This window comes from Georgenia ruanii, assembly GCF_009193175.1.
GTDB lineage: Bacteria > Actinomycetota > Actinomycetes > Actinomycetales > Actinomycetaceae > Georgenia > Georgenia ruanii.
The window spans coordinates 583,186-601,140 of the sequence record NZ_VUKE01000001.1 but is presented as its reverse complement, the minus strand read 5'-3'; the positions used below and the strand labels follow the sequence as shown (position 1 = coordinate 601,140).

Genomic DNA, 17,955 nt, shown 5'->3' with positions numbered 1-17,955 from the left:
GCCAGCTGGGCAGCCAGCGTCCGTCCCCTTCAGGGTGGCAGACCTGGAGCGCCCGTTGCTGGTCGACACGCCCGACAACGGGGGCAGGGGAGCGAGCCAGGACGGGCGGAAAGTCCCAGCGCCCGAGCCGGTCGACCCCATGGTCGGGCGAGCAGCAACATCGACACAGCAAGAACTTCGAGACGGAGACGTAGTGCCTACGATTCAGCAGCTGGTCCGCAAGGGCCGCAGCCGCAAGGTCGGGACCTCCAAGACGCCGGCCCTCAAGGGCAGCCCGCAGCGGCGCGGTGTGTGCACCCGCGTGTACACGACCACCCCGAAGAAGCCGAACTCGGCGCTTCGCAAGGTCGCCCGCGTGCGCCTGTCCAGCGGCATCGAGGTCACCGCGTACATCCCGGGCGTCGGCCACAACCTGCAGGAGCACTCGATCGTGCTCGTGCGCGGCGGCCGTGTGAAGGACCTGCCTGGTGTGCGTTACAAGATCGTCCGCGGCGCCCTCGACACCCAGGGTGTGCGTGGCCGCCAGCAGGCTCGCAGCCGGTACGGCGCGAAGAAGGAGAAGAAGTAATGCCTCGTAAGGGCCCCGCACCCGCTCGCCCGCTCGTCGTCGACCCGGTCTACGGCTCGCAGGTCGTCACGCAGCTCGTCAACCGCGTGCTCATGGACGGCAAGAAGTCCACCGCCGAGCGCATCGTCTACGGCGCGCTCGAGGGCGTGCGCGAGAAGACGCAGGGCGACCCGGCCGTCGTCCTCAAGCGCGCGCTGGACAACGTCAAGCCGTCCCTCGAGGTCCGTTCCCGCCGCGTCGGCGGTGCCACCTACCAGGTCCCGATCGAGGTTCGCAGCTCTCGGCAGACCCAGCTGGCGCTGCGCTGGCTGGTCAGCTACTCCCGCGCGCGCCGCGAGAAGACCATGACCGAGCGGCTCATGAACGAGATCCTCGACGCCTCCAACGGCCTCGGCGCCGCGGTGAAGCGCCGCGAGGACACGCACAAGATGGCCGAGTCCAACAAGGCCTTCGCGCACTACCGCTGGTAGTGCCGGTCGCGCGGCCGCCCCACCCGCGGCGGCCGCGCTCCGTCCTCACACCCACCGACACGACCGAAGAGAGCCTCACGTGGCACTTGACGTGCTGACCGACCTGACCAAGGTCCGCAACATCGGCATCATGGCGCACATCGACGCCGGCAAGACGACGACGACCGAGCGGATCCTGTTCTACACCGGCATCAACTACAAGATCGGCGAGACGCACGACGGCGCCTCGACGATGGACTGGATGGAGCAGGAGCAGGAGCGCGGCATCACCATCACCTCCGCCGCCACCACCTGCTTCTGGAAGAACCACCAGATCAACATCATCGACACCCCGGGCCACGTGGACTTCACGGTCGAGGTCGAGCGCTCCCTGCGCGTGCTCGACGGCGCGGTGGCCGTCTTCGACGGCAAGGAGGGCGTCGAGCCCCAGTCCGAGACGGTGTGGCGCCAGGCGGACAAGTACAACGTCCCGCGCATCTGCTTCGTCAACAAGATGGACAAGCTCGGTGCGGACTTCTTCTTCACCATCAAGACCATCGAGGACCGCCTCAAGGCGACCCCGCTCGTGATGCAGATCCCGATCGGCTCGGAGTCGGACTTCCAGGGCGTCGTCGACCTCGTCAACATGCGCGCGCTGACCTGGCGCGGCGACGTCAAGATCGGCGAGGACTACGAGGTCGAGGAGATCCCCGCCGACCTCCAGGACAAGGCCGAGGAGTACCGCGCCAAGCTCATCGAGCAGGTCGCGGAGGCCGACGAGGAGCTGCTCGAGAAGTACCTCGGCGGCGACGAGCTCACGGTCGAGGACATCAACAAGGGTGTCCGGGCCCTCACGGTCGCCGGCGAGGCCTACCCGGTCTTCTGCGGCTCGGCGTTCAAGAACAAGGGCATCCAGCCCATGCTCGACGCCGTCATCGCCTACCTCCCGACCCCGCTCGACGTCCCGGCCGTCCAGGGCCACGCCGTCGGCGACGAGGAGAAGGTCCTCGAGCGTCACCCGAACGAGAACGACCCGTTCTCCGCGCTGGCCTTCAAGGTCGCCGCCCACCCGTTCTTCGGCAAGCTCACCTACGTCCGGGTGTACTCGGGCAAGGTGGCGCAGGGCGTGCAGGTGCTCAACTCCACGAAGGGCAAGAAGGAGCGCATCGGGAAGATGTTCCAGATGCACTCCAACAAGGAGAACCCGATCGAGGAGGCGCACGCCGGGCACATCTACGCGTTCATCGGCCTCAAGGACGTCACCACGGGTGACACCCTGTGCGCCATCGACGCGCCGATCGTGCTCGAGTCGATGACCTTCCCCGAGCCGGTCATCCACGTCGCCATCGAGCCCAAGACCAAGGGCGACCAGGAGAAGCTGTCCACGGCCATCCAGAAGCTGGCCGAGGAGGACCCGACGTTCTCCGTCGAGCTGGACGAGGAGACCGGCCAGACCGTCATCGGCGGCATGGGCGAGCTCCACCTCGACATCCTCGTCGACCGCATGCGCCGCGAGTTCAAGGTCGAGGCCAACGTCGGCAAGCCGATGGTCGCCTACCGCGAGACCATCCGCCGCAAGGTGGAGAAGATCGACTACACGCACAAGAAGCAGACCGGTGGGTCGGGCCAGTTCGCCAAGGTCCAGGTCAGCTTCGAGCCGCTGGACACCGCGGACGGCGAGCTGTACGAGTTCGAGAACAAGGTCACCGGTGGCCGCGTCCCGCGCGAGTACATCCCCAGCGTCGACGCCGGCATCCAGGACGCCATGCAGAACGGTGTGCTGGCGGGCTACCCGCTGGTGGGCATCAAGGCCACCCTGCTCGACGGCGCCTACCACGAGGTCGACTCCTCCGAGATGGCGTTCAAGATCGCCGGCTCGATGGTCCTCAAGGAGGGCGTCCGCAAGGCGGACCCGGTCCTGCTCGAGCCGATGATGGATGTCGAGGTGCGTACGCCCGAGGAGTACATGGGCGACGTCATTGGCGACCTCAACTCCCGCCGTGGCATGATCCAGTCGATGGAGGACGCGAGCGGCGTCAAGGTCGTCCGCGCTCTTGTGCCGCTGTCCGAGATGTTCGGCTACGTCGGCGACCTGCGGTCCAAGACCCAGGGTCGCGCGGTGTACTCGATGCAGTTCGACAGCTACGCGGAGGTTCCTCGGAACGTCGCCGAGGAGATCATCAAGAAGACCCGGGGCGAGTGAGTCCCACAGGTCGACCCTGCAAGTAATCCATAACCGACCCGTAGGACCCCACCGGCCTCGGCGGGAGCACCCCGCACCTGTCAGAGCTGTGAGACAACTACCCAAGTCCCAGGAGGACCCCAGTGGCGAAGGCCAAGTTCGAGCGGACCAAGCCGCACGTCAACATCGGCACCATCGGTCACGTCGACCACGGCAAGACGACGCTGACGGCTGCCATCACCAAGGTGCTGGCGGACAAGTACCCGGACCTGAACTCGTTCACCCCGTTCGACCAGGTCGACAACGCTCCTGAGGAGCGTCAGCGCGGCATCACGATCAACGTCTCGCACGTCGAGTACCAGACCGAGAAGCGCCACTACGCGCACGTCGACGCCCCTGGTCACGCCGACTACATCAAGAACATGATCACCGGTGCCGCCCAGATGGACGGCGCGATCCTGGTGGTCGCCGCGACCGACGGCCCGATGGCCCAGACCCGCGAGCACGTGCTGCTCGCCCGCCAGGTCGGCGTGCCGTACCTGCTGGTCGCGCTGAACAAGTCGGACATGGTCGACGACGAGGAGATCCTCGAGCTCGTCGAGATGGAGGTCCGCGAGCTGCTGTCGTCCCAGGGCTTCCCCGGCGACGACGTCCCCGTGGTCCGCGTCTCCGCGCTCAAGGCCCTCGAGGGCGACCCGCAGTGGGTCAAGTCGGTCGAGGACCTCATGGAGGCCGTCGACGAGAACGTGCCGGACCCGGTGCGCGACATCGACAAGCCCTTCCTCATGCCGATCGAGGACGTCTTCACCATCACCGGCCGCGGCACCGTGGTCACCGGCCGCGTCGAGCGCGGTCAGCTCAAGGTGAACGAGGAGGTCGAGATCGTCGGCATCCACCCCGAGAAGCAGAAGACCACGGTCACCGGCATCGAGATGTTCCGCAAGCTGCTCGACACGGCTGACGCGGGCGAGAACGTCGGTCTGCTGCTGCGCGGCACCAAGCGCGAGGACGTCGAGCGCGGGCAGGTCGTCTGCAAGCCGGGCTCGATCACCCCGCACACCAAGTTCGAGGGCGCGGTCTACATCCTCGCCAAGGACGAGGGTGGCCGTCACAACCCCTTCTACTCGAACTACCGTCCGCAGTTCTACTTCCGGACCACGGACGTCACCGGCGTCATCACGCTGCCCGAGGGCACCGAGATGGTCATGCCCGGCGACAACACCGACATGACGGTCGAGCTCATCCAGCCGATCGCCATGGAGGAGGGCCTCGGCTTCGCCATCCGCGAGGGTGGCCGCACCGTCGGCTCGGGCCGGGTCACCAAGATCATCGAGTGATCTGACGCCGGGGCGACCCGGCACCGCCGGCACCCGCCGGCCGCCGGCCCAGGCCGGCACGCAGGACCCAGAGGGCCCGGCAGCTCCGCGAGCTGCCGGGCCCTCGGCGTATCCGGGCATCCGGGCGCGTCCCGGCCGAGCCCGGCGGAGAGCAGCCCATCCCGGTGCATGTCCGTCCACGGGCGCGGGAGCCGGCCCGGTGGGCAGGCTCACAGGACCGCTTCGTCAAGGAGGCTCGCGGGCGAGGCGCCCACCCTGGTAACGTTGCGGAGCCGGGCGCGCGACTGCGCGCCTGCCGGACGTGACCGGGGCCTCACCGCGTAGGACCCGGTCGGATTGGCCAAGGCGCCGATCCGTCTGGCAGACTAGACCGGTTGCCTGGGGCTGCACCCCAGGCGGAATGACTGCCCGGAGCGGGTGCCACCACCCGCCCCCACAAGCATCACAACGACCTGCCCCGTGCCGGGGTGCCCGGTCGGAGCGCGCCGCGATTCGCGACACGCCCGAGTGCGGGGGTCGGTACAGGTAGCGGTACGAGAGAGGTTAGACGACGCCATGGCGGGACAGAAGATCCGCATCCGGCTCAAGTCCTACGACCACGAGGTCATCGACAGCTCGGCGCGCAAGATCGTCGACACGGTGACCCGCGCTGGTGCGACGGTCGTGGGCCCGGTGCCGCTGCCGACGGAGAAGAACGTCTTCGTCGTCATCCGTTCGCCCCACAAGTACAAGGACAGCCGCGAGCACTTCGAGATGCGCACGCACAAGCGGCTCATCGACATCGTCGACCCGACGCCGAAGGCGGTCGACTCGCTCATGCGGCTCGACCTGCCCGCGGACGTCAACATCGAGATCAAGCTCTGAGGACACCTGCAATGACTACGACTTCCCAGCAGGCTGCCGACCGCGCCGTCAAGGCGCTGCTCGGCACGAAGCTCGGCATGACCCAGGTCTGGGACGAGGCCGGACGCCTCGTCCCGGTCACGGTCGTCCAGGTGGGCACGAACGTGGTGACGCAGGTGCGCACCCCGGAGACGGACGGCTACAGCGCCGTCCAGCTCGCCTTCGGCCAGATCGACCCGCGCAAGGTCACCCAGCCGCTCAAGGGCCACTTCGGCAAGGCCGGGGTCACCCCGCGCCGCCACGTCGCCGAGATCCGCACCGCCGACGCCACCGAGTACAGCCTCGGCCAGGAGCTGACGGCGGCGGCGTTCGAGGCGGGGACCACCGTCGACGTCGTCGGCACCACCAAGGGCAAGGGCACCGCGGGTGTCATGAAGCGCCACGGCTTCGCCGGCGTCTCGGCCTCGCACGGTGCGCACCGCAACCACCGCAAGCCGGGCTCCATCGGCGGCGCGTCCACGCCCTCGCGCGTGTTCCGCGGCCTGCGCATGGCCGGCCGGATGGGCAACGCCCGCCACACCACCCAGAACCTGACGATCCACGCCGTCGACGCCGAGAAGGGCCTCCTCCTCGTCACCGGCGCCGTGCCCGGCCCCAAGGGCGGGATCGTCGTGGTTCGTACCGCCGCGAAGGGGGCGTGAACCGGATGACTGACCAGACCGTGCAGACCGTCCGTTCTGTCGATGTGCTGGACGCCTCGGGATCCAAGGCCGGCTCGGCCGACCTTCCCGCCGACGTCTTCGACGTCCAGACGAACGTTCCGCTGATCCACCAGGTCGTCGTCGCGCAGCTCGCCGCCGCGCGCCAGGGCACCCACGCCACCAAGACCCGCGGCATGGTCCGCGGCGGCGGGAAGAAGCCCTACAAGCAGAAGGGCACCGGCCGCGCCCGCCAGGGCTCGGTGCGCGCCCCGCAGTTCGCCGGCGGTGGCACCGTCCACGGCCCGCAGCCGCGCGACTACTCCCAGCGGACCCCCAAGAAGATGAAGGCCGCCGCGCTGCGTGGCGCCCTCTCCGACCGCGCCCGCGCCGGCCGCGTCCACGTGGTCAGCGCCCTGGTCGAGGGCGAGGCCCCGAAGACCAAGGCCGCGCTCACCGCGCTGCGCAACATCGTCGCCGAGCGCTCCGCGCTGGTCGTCGTCGAGCGCACGGACGAGCTGACGGTGCTGAGCCTGCGCAACGTGCCCAGCGTGCACCTGCTCTGGGTCGACCAGCTGAACACCTACGACGTCCTCGTCAACGACGACGTCGTGTTCACCGCCGGCGCGCTGTCCGCCTTCGTCGGCGGCGCCGAGGAGGAGACCAAGTGAGCATCGAGGCGAGCAAGAACCCCCGGGACATCATCATCAAGCCGATCGTCTCGGAGAAGAGCTACGGCCTGATCGACGAGGGCAAGTACACCTTCGAGGTGGACCCCCGCTCGAACAAGACCGAGATCAAGAACGCCATCGAGAAGATCTTCGACGTCAAGGTCGCCTCGGTGAACACGGCGAACCGGCAGGGCAAGACCCGCCGGACGAAGTTCGGCCTCGGCAAGCGCAAGGACACCAAGCGCGCGATCGTCACGCTGCGCGAGGGCTCCATCGACATCTTTGGCGAGGTGGCCGGCTGAGGCCGGCTCCACCAGAGGGATTGAGGATCGACACCCATGGGAATCCGTAAGTACAAGCCGACGACGCCGGGCCGCCGCGGTTCGAGCGTGGCCGACTTCGTCGAGATCACCCGGTCCGAGCCGGAGAAGTCGCTGGTCCGTCCGCTGAGCAAGTCCGGCGGCCGCAACTCCACCGGCCGGATCACCACCCGCCACAAGGGCGGCGGCCACAAGCGCGCCTACCGCGTCATCGACTTCCGTCGCCACGACAAGGACGGCGTCCCGGCCAAGGTCGCGCACATCGAGTACGACCCCAACCGCACCGCTCGCATCGCGCTGCTGCACTACGCCGACGGCGAGAAGCGCTACATCATCGCCCCGAACAAGCTCAAGCAGGGCGACCGCATCGAGGCCGGCCCGGGCGCGGACATCAAGCCCGGCAACAACCTGCCGCTGCGGAACATCCCGGTCGGTACGGTCATCCACGCCATCGAGCTGCGGCCCGGCGGCGGCGCGAAGATCGCCCGCTCGGCCGGCGCCTCGGTGCAGCTCGTCGCCAAGGAGGGCATGTTCGCCCAGCTGCGGATGCCCTCCGGCGAGATCCGCAACGTCGACGTCCGCTGCCGCGCCAGCATCGGTGAGGTCGGCAACGCCGAGCAGTCCAACATCAACTGGGGCAAGGCCGGCCGCATGCGGTGGAAGGGCAAGCGCCCGACCGTCCGCGGTGTCGTGATGAACCCCGTTGACCACCCGCACGGTGGTGGTGAGGGCAGGACCTCCGGTGGTCGTCACCCGGTCAGCCCGTGGGGCAAGCCCGAGGGCCGTACCCGCCGTCCGAACAAGCCGAGCGACAAGCTCATCGTGCGCCGTCGCCGCACCGGCAAGAAGCGCTGATAGGGAGAGGGCGACGACATGCCGCGCAGTCTGAAGAAGGGTCCCTTCGTCGACGACCACCTGCAGAAGAAGGTGGACGTCGCCAACGAGACGGGCTCGAAGAACGTCATCAAGACCTGGTCCCGCCGTTCCGTGATCACCCCGGACTTCCTCGGGCACACCTTCGCGGTGCACGACGGGCGCAAGCACGTCCCGGTCTTCGTCACCGAGGCGATGGTCGGCCACAAGCTCGGGGAGTTCGCCCCGACCCGCACGTACCGCGGGCACGACAAGGACGACCGCAAGGCCCGCCGCCGCTGACGCGCGGGTCCCCGAGCAACCGAACCGACAAGTAAGGCAGGAACATGGAAGCCAAGGCGCAGGCGCGATTCGTCCGCGTCACGCCCCAGAAGGCACGCCGTGTCGTGGACGTCGTCCGCGGCAAGCGCGCCGAGGAGGCTGTGGCAGTGCTGCGGTTCGCCCCGCAGGCGGCGGCCGAGACCGTGCGCAAGGTCGTCGAGAGCGCGATCGCCAACGCGCGCGTCAAGGCCGACCAGGCCAGCGAGGCCTTCGACGAGAGCAAGCTCGTCGTCCTCGAGGCGTACGTCGACGAGGGCCCCACCCTGAAGCGGTTCCGTCCGCGGGCTCAGGGCCGGGCGGCGCGCATCCTCAAGCGCACCAGCCACATCACGGTCGTCGTGGGTGAGGCTGAGACCAAGGGCGCGGCCACGCTGGCCGCCGGCACGAAGGGGAGGACCCGCTAGTGGGTCAGAAGGTCAACCCGACCGGGTTCCGGCTCGGCATCACCACCGATCACCGCTCGCGCTGGTTCGCCGACAGCACCAAGGCCGGCCAGCGGTACCGCGACTACGTCCGCGAGGACGTCGCGATCCGCCGCCTGATGTCCGCGGGCCTCGAGCGCGCCGGCATCTCCAAGGTCGACATCGAGCGCACCCGCGACCGGGTCCGCGTCGACCTGCACACCGCCCGCCCGGGCATCGTCATCGGGCGCCGCGGCGCGGAGGCCGACCGCCTGCGCGGCGAGCTGGAGAAGCTCACCGGCAAGCAGGTCCAGCTGAACATCCTCGAGGTCAAGAACCCCGAGGTCGACGCCCAGCTGGTCGCCCAGGGCATCGCCGAGCAGCTCGCGAGCCGCGTCTCCTTCCGTCGCGCCATGCGCAAGGGCATGCAGTCCGCCCAGCGGGCCGGCGCCAAGGGCATCCGGGTGCAGTGCTCCGGCCGCCTCGGCGGCGCGGAGATGTCGCGCTCGGAGTTCTACCGCGAGGGGCGCGTGCCGCTGCACACCCTCCGCGCGAACATCGACTTCGGGTTCTTCGAGGCCCGGACCACCTTCGGCCGCATCGGCGTGAAGGTGTGGATCTACAAGGGTGACGTGACCGAGAAGGAGTACGCCCGCGAGCAGGCCGACTCCGCCGGCCGGGCCCCGCGTGGTCGTGGCGAGCGCCGTGGCGGCGCGCGCCGCGAGGGCGGGCGCGGCGGCGAGTCCCGCGCGCAGGGCGCTCCCCAGGCGGCGGCTGCGCCGGCCGGCGACACCTCGGCTACGACCGGAACGGAGGCCTGAGCCGTGCTCATCCCTCGGCGGACCAAGCACCGCAAGCAGCACCACCCCACGCGTCGCGGCGTGGCGAAGGGTGGCACCACGATCGCGTTCGGCGACTACGGCATCCAGGCCCTCGAGCCCGCCTACGTCACCAACCGGCAGATCGAGGCGGCCCGTATCGCCATGACCCGCCACATCAAGCGTGGCGGCAAGGTGTGGATCAACATCTTCCCCGACCGTCCGCTCACCAAGAAGCCGGCCGAGACCCGCATGGGCTCCGGCAAGGGCTCCCCGGAGTGGTGGGTCGCCAACGTCAAGCCCGGCCGCATCATGTTCGAGCTCGCCGGCGTCGATGAGGGGCTCGCGCGCGAGGCCATGAGCCGCGCGCAGCACAAGCTCCCGATGAAGACGCGCTTCGTGCGTCGTGAGGGTGGTGAATGATGGCCATCGGATCCAAGAACCTGACCCCGGCCGACCTGGACGGGATGGACAACGACCGCCTGGCCGAGGAGCTGGACAAGGCCAAGGCCGAGCTGTTCAACCTGCGGTTCTCCGCCGCGACCGGGCAGCTCGAGGACCACGGCCGGCTCAAGGCCGTGCGCCGGGACATCGCCCGCATCTACACGATCGTGCGCGAGCGCGAGCTCGGCATCCGTACCGCGCCCAGCACCGAGAAGTGAACGAGGTCCCAGTGAGCGAGAACCAGACCGTCGAGCCGACGGCCGCCGGCGAGCGGAACTTCCGCAAGACCCGCCGCGGCTACGTCGTCAGCGACAAGATGGACAAGACCGTGGTGGTCGAGGTCGAGGACCGCGTCAAGCACGCCCTGTACGGCAAGGTCATCCGCCGCACCGAGCGGGTGAAGGCGCACGACGAGCAGAACGAGGTCCGCGTCGGGGACCTGGTCCTCATCATGGAGACCCGTCCGCTGTCTGCGACCAAGCGGTACCGCGTGGTCGAGATCCTCGAGAAGGCCAAGTAACCCGGCCTTCCCAGCCCACCATCCGTTCGGCCAGGCTCGGCAGAGCCGAGAACCGGCACGACGACAGGAGTACAACGAATGATCCAGCAGGAGTCGCGGCTGAAGGTCGCCGACAACACCGGTGCCAAGGAGATCCTTTGCATCCGTGTGCTCGGCGGCTCCGGCCGGCACTATGCCGGCATCGGCGACACCATCGTCGCCACCGTCAAGGACGCCATCCCCGGCGGCAACGTCAAGAAGGGCGACGTGGTCAAGGCCGTCGTCGTCCGCACCACCAAGGAGCGTCGTCGCCCGGACGGCTCGTACATCCGCTTCGACGAGAACGCGGCCGTGATCCTCAAGGGCGACGGCGAGCCTCGTGGCACGCGCATCTTCGGCCCCGTGGGCCGGGAGCTGCGCGACAAAAAGTTCATGCGCATCATTTCTCTGGCGCCGGAGGTGCTCTGATGGCGAAGATCAAGAAGGGCGACCTCGTCGTCGTCATCGCGGGCCGGGACAAGGGCAAGCAGGGACGGGTGCTCGAGGTCCAGAAGGACGACCAGCGCGTCGTCGTCGAGGGCGTGCAGCGCGTGAAGAAGCACACCAAGGTTGGCCAGTCCAGCCGCGGCGCGCGCACGGGCGGCATCGAGACCGTCGAGGCCCCCATCCACGTCAGCAACGTGATGCTGGTCGACCCGGAGACCAAGAAGGGCACCCGGGTGGGCTACCGCACCGAGACTGTCGAGCGCGACGGGCGCACCCGCACCGTGCGGGTCCGCGTGGCCAAGCGCTCCGGTAAGGACATCTGAGCATGACCGAGACCACCACCCTGCCGCGCCTCAAGCAGCGCTACCGCGACGAGATCGTCGCCGGGCTGCGCGAGGAGTTCCAGCACGCCAACGTCAACCAGGTCGCCGGCCTGACCAAGATCGTGGTCAACATGGGCGTGGGCGACGCGGCGCGCGACTCGAAGCTCATCGAGGGCGCCATCCGCGACCTGAGCCTCATCACCGGCCAGAAGCCGCAGGTCACCAAGGCCCGCAAGTCCATCGCGCAGTTCAAGCTGCGCGAGGGTCAGCCGATCGGCGCGCACGTCACGCTGCGCGGCGACCGGATGTGGGAGTTCCTCGACCGGCTGCTCTCCCTCGCCCTGCCCCGCATCCGCGACTTCCGCGGGCTGAGCCCCAAGCAGTTCGACGGGCACGGCAACTACACCTTCGGCCTGACCGAGCAGTCGATGTTCCACGAGATCGACCAGGACAAGATCGACCGCGTGCGTGGCATGGACATCACGGTCGTCACCTCGGCCACTACCGACGAAGAGGGGCGGTCGCTGCTGCGCCGCCTGGGCTTCCCGTTCAAGGAGGACTGAGATGGCGAAGACCGCTCTGATCCAGAAGGCCAACCGCAAGCCGAAGTTCGGCGTGCGCGCCTACACCCGGTGCCAGCGCTGCGGGCGCCCGCACTCGGTGTACCGCAAGTTCGGGCTGTGCCGCATCTGCCTGCGCGAGATGGCCCTCGCCGGGCAGCTGCCCGGCATCACCAAGTCCAGCTGGTAACACTGACGTCGCAGGTCCCGTGAGGAAACCGCGACGAGGAAGGGCCGAGGCCCGATGACTATGACTGACCCCATCGCAGACATGCTCACGCGTCTGCGTAACGCCAACTCGGCGTACCACGAGTCGGTGTCCATGCCGTACTCGAAGCTCAAGGCGAACATCGCGGAGATCCTCAAGTCCGAGGGTTACATCGCCGGCTGGCAGGTGGAGGACGCGGAGGTCGGCAAGAAGCTGACCCTGGAGCTGAAGTTCGGCCCCAACCGCGAGCGTTCCCTCGCCGGCGTGCGCCGGGTGTCCAAGCCCGGCCTGCGCGTCTACGCGAAGTCGACGAACCTGCCCAAGGTCCTCGGCGGCCTGGGGGTGGCGATCCTGTCCACCTCCTCCGGCCTGCTGACCGACCGCGAGGCACAGAACAAGGGCGTGGGCGGGGAAGTCCTCGCCTACGTCTGGTGACCAGGAAGGAAGACGAGCATGTCCCGAATCGGTAGGCTCCCCGTCCCGGTCCCCGCTGGCGTCGACGTCACCATCGACGGCCGCGCCGTGACGGTCACGGGCCCCAAGGGCACCCTGACCCACACCGTCGCCGAGCCGATCACGGTCTCGCGCGACGAGGACGGCGCGATCGTCGTCGCCCGCCCCAACGACGAGCGCGAGTCCCGCTCGCTGCACGGCCTGACCCGCACGCTGCTGTCGAACCTCGTCACCGGCGTGACCCAGGGCTACACCAAGGACCTCGAGATCGTCGGCACCGGCTACCGCGTGCTGGCCAAGGGCGCGGACCTCGAGTTCGCCCTGGGCTTCTCGCACCCCGTCATCGTCCGGGCGCCGGAGGGCATCACCTTCGCGGTCAACGGCGCGACGAAGTTCTCGGTCTCCGGGATCGACAAGCAGCAGGTCGGCGAGGTCGCTGCGAACATCCGCAAGATCCGCAAGCCCGAGCCGTACAAGGGCAAGGGCGTGCGCTACGCCGGCGAGCAGGTCCGCCGCAAGGTCGGAAAGGCTGGTAAGTAAGCGATGGCTATCTCCGTCAAGGGCAAGGGCAAGGCTGTCGCCCGCACGCGCCGCCACATCCGGCTGCGCAAGCGCATCAGCGGCACCGCCGCCCGTCCCCGCCTGGTCGTCACCCGCTCGAGCCGCCACATGGTCGCCCAGCTCGTGGACGACACCACGGGCCGCACGGTGGCCTCGGCCTCCACGCTGGAGGCGGACCTGCGCGCCGCCGAGGGCGACAAGACCGCCAAGGCCCGCCGGGTCGGCGAGCTCGTCGCCGAGCGGGCCAAGGCCGCCGGCGTCGAGGCCGCGGTGTTCGACCGCGGCGGCAACAAGTACCACGGCCGGGTCGCGGCGGTGGCCGACGGCGCCCGCGAGAGCGGTCTGACCCTGTGACCATGCCGACCGTACGAGAGCAGAGGAACATCTGATGGCTGCACCGCAGCGAAGCAGGACCGGCTCCGGTCCCGCCACCTCGGGCGAGAACCGCGAGGGCGGCAACCGCCGCGAGGGTCGCCGGGGCGACCGCCGCGACAACCGCCGCGGGGCCGAGGAGAAGAGCAACTACATCGAGCGCGTGGTGACGATCAACCGCGTCGCGAAGGTCGTCAAGGGCGGGCGCCGCTTCAGCTTCACCGCCCTGGTCGTGGTCGGTGACGGCGACGGCACCGTCGGCGTGGGCTACGGCAAGGCCAAGGAGGTGCCCGCGGCGATCGCCAAGGGCGTGGAGGAGGCGAAGAAGAACTTCTTCCGCATCCCGCGCGTCAAGCGGACGATCCCGCACGCCGTCCAGGGCGAGGCCGCCGCGGGCGTGGTCTTCCTCCGCCCGGCCTCCCCGGGTACCGGCGTCATCGCCGGCGGCCCGGTGCGCGCCGTCCTCGACTGCGCCGGCGTGCACGACATCCTCAGCAAGTCGCTCGGCTCGTCCAACGCGATCAACATCGTCCACGCCACCGTGGCGGCGCTGAAGATGCTGGAGCAGCCGGAGGCCGTCGCCGCCCGCCGTGGCCTGCCGCTGGAGCACGTGGCCCCGGCCGCGCTGCTGCGCGAGCGCGCCGAGGGCGAGGCGAAGGACCGCGAGGCGAAGGCCGCGACCGAGCAGACCGTCGGGGCAGGTGCGTGATGGCACAGCTGAAGGTGACCCAGACCAAGTCCGTCATCGGCGGCAAGCAGAACCAGCGTGACACGCTGCGCACGCTCGGCCTGCGGAAGATCGGCCAGTCGGTCGTCCGCGAGGACCGGCCCGAGGTGCGCGGCATGATCACGACGGTGGCGCACCTCGTCACCGTGGAGGAGGTCGACTGATGTCCGACAGCACGAACAACGGCACGCCCCTGCGGGTGCACCACCTGCGTCCGGCCCCCGGCGCCAAGACCGCCAAGACCCGCGTGGGTCGCGGTGAGGGCTCGAAGGGCAAGACGGCGGGCCGCGGTACCAAGGGCACCAAGGCCCGGTACCAGGTGCCGGAGAGCTTCGAGGGCGGGCAGATGCCGCTGCACATGCGGCTGCCCAAGCTCCGCGGCTTCAAGAACCCCTTCCGCACCGAGTACCAGGTGGTCAACCTGGACAAGCTCGGCGCGCTGTACCCCGAGGGTGGCGCCGTCACCGTCGAGGACCTGGTCGCCAAGGGCGCGGTGCGCTCGGGCCGGCCGGTGAAGGTCCTCGGCACCGGTGAGCTGGGCGTCAAGCTCGAGATCGCCGTGGACGCGTGGTCCGCGTCGGCGAAGGAGAAGATCGAGGCCGCCGGCGGGACCATCTCCGCCAAGTGAGCCATCCGCGCGGGCGGCCCGGCACAGCCGGGCCGCCCGCGCTGCTGTCTGCGGCCGGGCCCGTCGGGACCCGGGCCGCCCGCGGTCCGGTGGACCGCCCGGCGCCGGCCCCATCCGCGATAGTCTGACCCGCGGCCCGTGCCGCGTCCGGCGGCCGTCAGGCCCTCTCGGGCCACACACGCAGGAGGAAGTTTTGCTCAGCGCATTCGCCCAGGCGTTCCGCACGCCTGACCTGCGGCGCAAGCTGCTGTTCACGCTGGGGATCATGGCGGTCTTCCGGCTCGGGACGTTCATCCCGGCCCCGGGCGTCAGCTACGGCAACGTCCAGCAGTGCATCGCGGCCGCGGGCACCGGGGACCTGCTGGGGATGGTCAACCTCTTCAGCGGCGGCGCGCTGCTCCAGCTGTCGATCTTCGCGCTGGGCATCATGCCGTACATCACCGCGAGCATCATCATCCAGCTCATGCGCGTGGTCATCCCGCGGTTCGAGGACCTCCACAAGGAGGGCCAGGCCGGCCAGGCGAAGCTCACCCAGTACACCCGGTACCTGACGATCTTCCTCGCGATCCTGCAGTCCGCGGTCATCGTCACGGTCGCCAACACCGGCCTGTTCGCCGGCTGCCCGGTCAACCCGATCCCGAACGACTCCCCGGTCAACCTGCTCATCACCATCGTCGCGATGACGGCGGGCACCGGCCTGGTCATGTGGCTCGGCGAGCTCATCACCGAGCGCGGCGTGGGCAACGGCATGTCCCTGCTGATCTTCACCTCGATCGTGGCGTCGTTCCCCTCGCGGCTCGGCTCCATCGCCGGCGGCACCGACGGCATCCTCCACGTGCTGGTCATCGTGGGCCTGCTGCTCGTGGTGACCCTGCTCGTCGTGTTCGTCGAGCAGTCCACCCGCCGCATCCCGGTGCAGTACGCCAAGCGGATGGTCGGCCGGCGCATGTACGGCGGCTCGTCGACCTACATCCCGATCAAGATCAACATGTCCGGCGTCATCCCGGTGATCTTCGCGTCCTCGCTGCTCGCGCTGCCCACGCTGGTGGCCCAGTTCGGCAACCAGAACGAGCCGTGGGTGCAGTGGATCGTGGCCAACGTGGCCAACCCGACCGCGCCGTTGTACATCGTCATCTACGCGGTGATGATCCTGTTCTTCGCGTACTTCTACACCTCGATCACGTTCAACCCCGAAGAGGTCGCCGACAACATGAAGCGCTACGGCGGCTTCATCCCCGGCATCCGCGCCGGCCGGCCCACCGCGGAGTACCTCCAGTACGTCATCTCCCGCATCACCACCGCGGGCGCCATCTACCTGACCCTGGTGGCCCTGCTGCCCACCATCGTCATGGGCCAGATGAACATCACCCAGCTGACCCTGGGCGGGACCTCGATCCTCATCGTGGTGGGCGTGGGCCTGCAGACGGTCAAGGAGATCGACTCCCAGCTCCAGCAGCGCCACTACGAAGGGTTCCTGCGATGAGCGCACGCCTCGTCCTCCTCGGTCCGCCCGGTGCCGGCAAGGGCACCCAGGCCGTCCGGATCTCCGGCCGCCTCGAGGTGCCGGCCATCTCGACCGGCGACATCTTCCGCGCCAACGTCGCCGAGCAGACCGAGCTCGGCAAGCGGGCCCAGCGCTACATGGACGCGGGGGAGTACGTCCCCGACGAGGTGACCAACGCGATGGTGCGCGACCGGCTCGCCCAGCCCGACGCCGTTCCCGGCTTCCTGCTCGACGGCTACCCGCGCACCTCCGACCAGGTCGCCGAGCTCGACGGCATGCTCTCCGACGACGGCCAGCGCCTCGACGCCGTCGTCGAGCTGACCGCCGACACCGACGAGGTGGTCACCCGGCTGCTCAAGCGGGCCTCCGAGCAGGGCCGCGCCGACGACACCGAGCCGGTCATCCGCCGCCGGCTGGAGGTCTACGCGGAGCAGACGGCGCCGCTGGCCCGGCTCTACGCCGACCGGGGCCTGCTCGTCCAGGTGGACGGCATCGGCGAGATCGACGAGGTCACCGACCGGATCCTGGCGGCCCTGACCCCCAAGCTGGGCTGACCCCCGCCCCACTCACGCGGCGCCGTCCGACCCGGACGGCGCCGCGTCGTTCGAACAGGCGCCCCGGGGGCGCCGCAGAGGAGATGGCCATGTTCGGCCGCGAGAAGATCGAGTACAAGACGCCCGAGCAGGTCCGCACGATGCGCCGGGCCGGGCTCGTGGTGGCGGACATCCACGCCGCGCTGCGCGCCGCGGTGGCCCCCGGCATGACGACCGCCGACCTCGACGCCGTCTCCGCCGAGGTCCTGGAGCGGGCCGGCGCGCGGTCGAACTTCCTCGGCTACCAGGGCTTCCCCGCCACCGCGTGCATCTCCGTCAACGAGGAGATCGTCCACGGCATCCCGGGCGACCGGGTCATCCAGGACGGCGACGTCGTGTCGTTCGACTGCGGCGCCGTGGTCGACGGCTGGCACGGCGACGCCGCGTTCTCCATGGTGGTCGGGCACGCCGCCGCCGACGACCTCGCCCTCGTGGAGACCACGGAGGCGGCCATGTGGGCCGGCATCGCCGCGCTGGCCTCCGGCAGCCGGCTCGGCGACGTCGGTTCGGCCGTCGAGGACGCCGTCGAGCGGGCCAACGCCGAGCGCGGCCTCCGGCTCGGGATCGTCGAGGAGTACGTCGGCCACGGCATCGGCACCGCGATGCACCAGCCGCCCGAGGTGCTCAACTACCGCACCCGCGAGAAGGGCCCGCGGCTGCGCCCGGGCATGTGCCTGTGCGTGGAGCCGATGATCACCGTCGGCTCGCCGGAGAACACCGTCCTCGACGACGAGTGGACCGTGGTCACGCTCGACGGCTCCCGTGCGGCGCACTTCGAGCACACCGTGGCCGTGCTCGACGGCGGCATCTGGGTGCTCACCGCCCCCGACGGCGGCGCCGCCGCGCTCGCCGCGCACGGCGTCGAGGTCGCCGCGCTCGCCTGACCCGCCCCGGGCTCGCCAGGGCAGACCCGCGCCGAGGGTCCGCACCGGCAGCCCGACGCACGCCCCCGGTTGACCGGGGCGGCCTGACCCCCGGGCCTCCGGCCTGCGGCGTCGCGGCGGCGGGGTGAGACCGCCTCACCCCCGTCCGGCCGCGCCCGGCCACGCCCCCGCCCGCTCGCCGTCATCCGTCACCCGCCTCATCCCGGCCGTTTCAGGCCAGCATCATCCACGG

28 protein-coding genes are annotated in these 17,955 nt (G+C 69.7%); all 28 read left to right on the top strand.

The features are described from left to right. Positions 1 to 193 precede the first annotated feature (193 nt). The 28 genes from rpsL to map all read left to right on the top strand — a co-directional run bounded on the left by rpsL (position 194) and on the right by map (position 17,723). Positions 194 to 568 carry a 30S ribosomal protein S12 gene (gene rpsL, locus GD880_RS02835; RefSeq protein WP_139930145.1) on the top strand — a complete coding sequence of 125 codons (375 nt, stop codon included), beginning with the start codon at positions 194 to 196 and terminating at the stop codon, positions 566 to 568. Continuing rightward, on the top strand, positions 568 to 1,038 hold the full coding sequence (rpsG, locus tag GD880_RS02830) for a 30S ribosomal protein S7 (protein ID WP_152230072.1): 471 nt from the start codon (positions 568 to 570) through the stop codon (positions 1,036 to 1,038). The genes rpsL and rpsG overlap by 1 nt, the downstream gene beginning before the upstream one ends. Before the next feature lie 79 nt (positions 1,039 to 1,117). After that, on the top strand, positions 1,118 to 3,220 hold the full coding sequence (gene fusA, locus GD880_RS02825; RefSeq protein WP_152230071.1) for an elongation factor G: 2,103 nt from the start codon (positions 1,118 to 1,120) through the stop codon (positions 3,218 to 3,220). Between the two features lie 122 nt (positions 3,221 to 3,342). Continuing rightward, a complete protein-coding gene (tuf, locus tag GD880_RS02820; protein WP_152230070.1) occupies positions 3,343 to 4,536 on the top strand; it encodes an elongation factor Tu in 1,194 nt (397 codons plus the stop codon). 555 nt (positions 4,537 to 5,091) lie between these two features. Further along, positions 5,092 to 5,400: a 30S ribosomal protein S10 gene (gene rpsJ / locus GD880_RS02815; protein WP_006502853.1), complete on the top strand. Its 309-nt coding sequence runs from the start codon at positions 5,092 to 5,094 to the stop codon at positions 5,398 to 5,400. Positions 5,401 to 5,411: 11 nt separating this feature from the next. Continuing rightward, on the top strand, positions 5,412 to 6,080 hold the full coding sequence (gene rplC, locus GD880_RS02810) for a 50S ribosomal protein L3 (protein ID WP_152230069.1): 669 nt from the start codon (positions 5,412 to 5,414) through the stop codon (positions 6,078 to 6,080). A gap of 5 nt (positions 6,081 to 6,085) precedes the next feature. After that, complete coding sequence (rplD, locus tag GD880_RS02805) at positions 6,086 to 6,748, top strand: 50S ribosomal protein L4 (RefSeq protein WP_193314325.1); 663 nt, start codon at positions 6,086 to 6,088, stop codon at positions 6,746 to 6,748. Between the two features lie 2 nt (positions 6,749 to 6,750). Continuing rightward, entirely contained in the window at positions 6,751 to 7,050 is a 300-nt protein-coding gene (rplW, locus tag GD880_RS02800) for a 50S ribosomal protein L23 (protein WP_152203533.1), read from the top strand. A 36-nt stretch (positions 7,051 to 7,086) separates the two neighbouring features. Then, the gene (gene rplB, locus GD880_RS02795; protein ID WP_152230068.1) at positions 7,087 to 7,923 is read left to right on the top strand and encodes a 50S ribosomal protein L2; all 837 of its coding nucleotides are present in this window, start codon (positions 7,087 to 7,089) and stop codon (positions 7,921 to 7,923) included. An 18-nt stretch (positions 7,924 to 7,941) separates the two neighbouring features. After that, positions 7,942 to 8,223 carry a 30S ribosomal protein S19 gene (gene rpsS, locus GD880_RS02790; RefSeq protein WP_152203502.1) on the top strand — a complete coding sequence of 94 codons (282 nt, stop codon included), beginning with the start codon at positions 7,942 to 7,944 and terminating at the stop codon, positions 8,221 to 8,223. 44 nt (positions 8,224 to 8,267) lie between these two features. Beyond that, a complete protein-coding gene (rplV, locus tag GD880_RS02785; protein ID WP_152203501.1) occupies positions 8,268 to 8,666 on the top strand; it encodes a 50S ribosomal protein L22 in 399 nt (132 codons plus the stop codon). Further along, positions 8,666 to 9,484 carry a 30S ribosomal protein S3 gene (gene rpsC, locus GD880_RS02780; RefSeq protein WP_152230067.1) on the top strand — a complete coding sequence of 273 codons (819 nt, stop codon included), beginning with the start codon at positions 8,666 to 8,668 and terminating at the stop codon, positions 9,482 to 9,484. The genes rplV and rpsC overlap by 1 nt, the downstream gene beginning before the upstream one ends. Positions 9,485 to 9,487: 3 nt before the next feature. After that, positions 9,488 to 9,904, top strand: coding sequence for a 50S ribosomal protein L16 (gene rplP, locus GD880_RS02775; protein ID WP_152230066.1), 417 nt, complete (start codon positions 9,488 to 9,490; stop codon positions 9,902 to 9,904). Further along, positions 9,904 to 10,143 carry a 50S ribosomal protein L29 gene (rpmC, locus tag GD880_RS02770; RefSeq protein ID WP_152203532.1) on the top strand — a complete coding sequence of 80 codons (240 nt, stop codon included), beginning with the start codon at positions 9,904 to 9,906 and terminating at the stop codon, positions 10,141 to 10,143. The genes rplP and rpmC overlap by 1 nt, the downstream gene beginning before the upstream one ends. 11 nt (positions 10,144 to 10,154) lie before the next feature. Continuing rightward, positions 10,155 to 10,445 carry a 30S ribosomal protein S17 gene (rpsQ, locus tag GD880_RS02765; RefSeq protein WP_152203498.1) on the top strand — a complete coding sequence of 97 codons (291 nt, stop codon included), beginning with the start codon at positions 10,155 to 10,157 and terminating at the stop codon, positions 10,443 to 10,445. 78 nt (positions 10,446 to 10,523) lie between these two features. Further along, positions 10,524 to 10,892: a 50S ribosomal protein L14 gene (gene rplN, locus GD880_RS02760; protein ID WP_152203497.1), complete on the top strand. Its 369-nt coding sequence runs from the start codon at positions 10,524 to 10,526 to the stop codon at positions 10,890 to 10,892. Continuing rightward, on the top strand, positions 10,892 to 11,233 hold the full coding sequence (rplX, locus tag GD880_RS02755) for a 50S ribosomal protein L24 (RefSeq protein WP_152230065.1): 342 nt from the start codon (positions 10,892 to 10,894) through the stop codon (positions 11,231 to 11,233). Before rplN ends, rplX begins: the two co-directional genes overlap by 1 nt. A 2-nt stretch (positions 11,234 to 11,235) precedes the next feature. Then, positions 11,236 to 11,796, top strand: coding sequence for a 50S ribosomal protein L5 (rplE, locus tag GD880_RS02750; protein WP_152230064.1), 561 nt, complete (start codon positions 11,236 to 11,238; stop codon positions 11,794 to 11,796). A 1-nt stretch (position 11,797) separates the two neighbouring features. Then, positions 11,798 to 11,983 (top strand): type Z 30S ribosomal protein S14, encoded by a 186-nt coding sequence (locus GD880_RS02745; RefSeq protein WP_152203494.1) that lies wholly within the window; start codon positions 11,798 to 11,800, stop codon positions 11,981 to 11,983. Positions 11,984 to 12,037: 54 nt separating this feature from the next. Further along, a complete protein-coding gene (rpsH, locus tag GD880_RS02740) occupies positions 12,038 to 12,436 on the top strand; it encodes a 30S ribosomal protein S8 (RefSeq protein WP_152230063.1) in 399 nt (132 codons plus the stop codon). A gap of 18 nt (positions 12,437 to 12,454) precedes the next feature. Then, positions 12,455 to 12,994 carry a 50S ribosomal protein L6 gene (gene rplF, locus GD880_RS02735; protein ID WP_152230062.1) on the top strand — a complete coding sequence of 180 codons (540 nt, stop codon included), beginning with the start codon at positions 12,455 to 12,457 and terminating at the stop codon, positions 12,992 to 12,994. A 3-nt stretch (positions 12,995 to 12,997) separates the two neighbouring features. After that, positions 12,998 to 13,369, top strand: a complete 372-nt coding sequence (gene rplR, locus GD880_RS02730; protein WP_152230061.1) for a 50S ribosomal protein L18 — start codon at positions 12,998 to 13,000, stop codon at positions 13,367 to 13,369. A gap of 34 nt (positions 13,370 to 13,403) precedes the next feature. Next, positions 13,404 to 14,096, top strand: a complete 693-nt coding sequence (gene rpsE / locus GD880_RS02725) for a 30S ribosomal protein S5 (RefSeq protein ID WP_152230060.1) — start codon at positions 13,404 to 13,406, stop codon at positions 14,094 to 14,096. Further along, complete coding sequence (rpmD, locus tag GD880_RS02720) at positions 14,096 to 14,278, top strand: 50S ribosomal protein L30 (RefSeq protein ID WP_152203489.1); 183 nt, start codon at positions 14,096 to 14,098, stop codon at positions 14,276 to 14,278. Before rpsE ends, rpmD begins: the two co-directional genes overlap by 1 nt. After that, positions 14,278 to 14,742, top strand: a complete 465-nt coding sequence (gene rplO / locus GD880_RS02715; protein ID WP_152230059.1) for a 50S ribosomal protein L15 — start codon at positions 14,278 to 14,280, stop codon at positions 14,740 to 14,742. Before rpmD ends, rplO begins: the two co-directional genes overlap by 1 nt. Positions 14,743 to 14,935: 193 nt before the next feature. Further along, positions 14,936 to 16,225 (top strand): preprotein translocase subunit SecY, encoded by a 1,290-nt coding sequence (gene secY, locus GD880_RS02710; RefSeq protein WP_152230058.1) that lies wholly within the window; start codon positions 14,936 to 14,938, stop codon positions 16,223 to 16,225. Next, positions 16,222 to 16,800 carry an adenylate kinase gene (locus GD880_RS02705; protein WP_152230057.1) on the top strand — a complete coding sequence of 193 codons (579 nt, stop codon included), beginning with the start codon at positions 16,222 to 16,224 and terminating at the stop codon, positions 16,798 to 16,800. The genes secY and GD880_RS02705 overlap by 4 nt, the downstream gene beginning before the upstream one ends. Positions 16,801 to 16,889: 89 nt before the next feature. After that, positions 16,890 to 17,723, top strand: coding sequence for a type I methionyl aminopeptidase (gene map / locus GD880_RS02700; protein WP_152230056.1), 834 nt, complete (start codon positions 16,890 to 16,892; stop codon positions 17,721 to 17,723). Positions 17,724 to 17,955: the final 232 nt, after the last annotated feature.

Excerpts from the sequence above, each read along its gene's own strand:
- rpsG (WP_152230072.1), top strand. The coding sequence starts at position 568 with ATGCCTCGTAAGGGCCCCGCACCCGCTCGCCCGCTCGTCGTCGACCCG.
- rpsJ (WP_006502853.1), top strand. The coding sequence starts at position 5,092 with ATGGCGGGACAGAAGATCCGCATCCGGCTCAAGTCCTACGACCACGAG.
- rplC (WP_152230069.1), top strand. The coding sequence starts at position 5,412 with ATGACTACGACTTCCCAGCAGGCTGCCGACCGCGCCGTCAAGGCGCTG.
- rplD (WP_193314325.1), top strand. The coding sequence starts at position 6,086 with ATGACTGACCAGACCGTGCAGACCGTCCGTTCTGTCGATGTGCTGGAC.
- rplB (WP_152230068.1), top strand. The coding sequence starts at position 7,087 with ATGGGAATCCGTAAGTACAAGCCGACGACGCCGGGCCGCCGCGGTTCG.
- rpsS (WP_152203502.1), top strand. The coding sequence starts at position 7,942 with ATGCCGCGCAGTCTGAAGAAGGGTCCCTTCGTCGACGACCACCTGCAG.
- rplV (WP_152203501.1), top strand. The coding sequence starts at position 8,268 with ATGGAAGCCAAGGCGCAGGCGCGATTCGTCCGCGTCACGCCCCAGAAG.
- rpmC (WP_152203532.1), top strand. The coding sequence starts at position 9,904 with ATGGCCATCGGATCCAAGAACCTGACCCCGGCCGACCTGGACGGGATG.
- rplN (WP_152203497.1), top strand. The coding sequence starts at position 10,524 with ATGATCCAGCAGGAGTCGCGGCTGAAGGTCGCCGACAACACCGGTGCC.
- rplX (WP_152230065.1), top strand. The coding sequence starts at position 10,892 with ATGGCGAAGATCAAGAAGGGCGACCTCGTCGTCGTCATCGCGGGCCGG.
- rplE (WP_152230064.1), top strand. The coding sequence starts at position 11,236 with ATGACCGAGACCACCACCCTGCCGCGCCTCAAGCAGCGCTACCGCGAC.
- GD880_RS02745 (WP_152203494.1), top strand. The coding sequence starts at position 11,798 with ATGGCGAAGACCGCTCTGATCCAGAAGGCCAACCGCAAGCCGAAGTTC.
- rpsH (WP_152230063.1), top strand. The coding sequence starts at position 12,038 with ATGACTATGACTGACCCCATCGCAGACATGCTCACGCGTCTGCGTAAC.
- rplF (WP_152230062.1), top strand. The coding sequence starts at position 12,455 with ATGTCCCGAATCGGTAGGCTCCCCGTCCCGGTCCCCGCTGGCGTCGAC.
- rplR (WP_152230061.1), top strand. The coding sequence starts at position 12,998 with ATGGCTATCTCCGTCAAGGGCAAGGGCAAGGCTGTCGCCCGCACGCGC.
- rpsE (WP_152230060.1), top strand. The coding sequence starts at position 13,404 with ATGGCTGCACCGCAGCGAAGCAGGACCGGCTCCGGTCCCGCCACCTCG.
- rpmD (WP_152203489.1), top strand. The coding sequence starts at position 14,096 with ATGGCACAGCTGAAGGTGACCCAGACCAAGTCCGTCATCGGCGGCAAG.
- rplO (WP_152230059.1), top strand. The coding sequence starts at position 14,278 with ATGTCCGACAGCACGAACAACGGCACGCCCCTGCGGGTGCACCACCTG.
- GD880_RS02705 (WP_152230057.1), top strand. The coding sequence starts at position 16,222 with ATGAGCGCACGCCTCGTCCTCCTCGGTCCGCCCGGTGCCGGCAAGGGC.
- map (WP_152230056.1), top strand. The coding sequence starts at position 16,890 with ATGTTCGGCCGCGAGAAGATCGAGTACAAGACGCCCGAGCAGGTCCGC.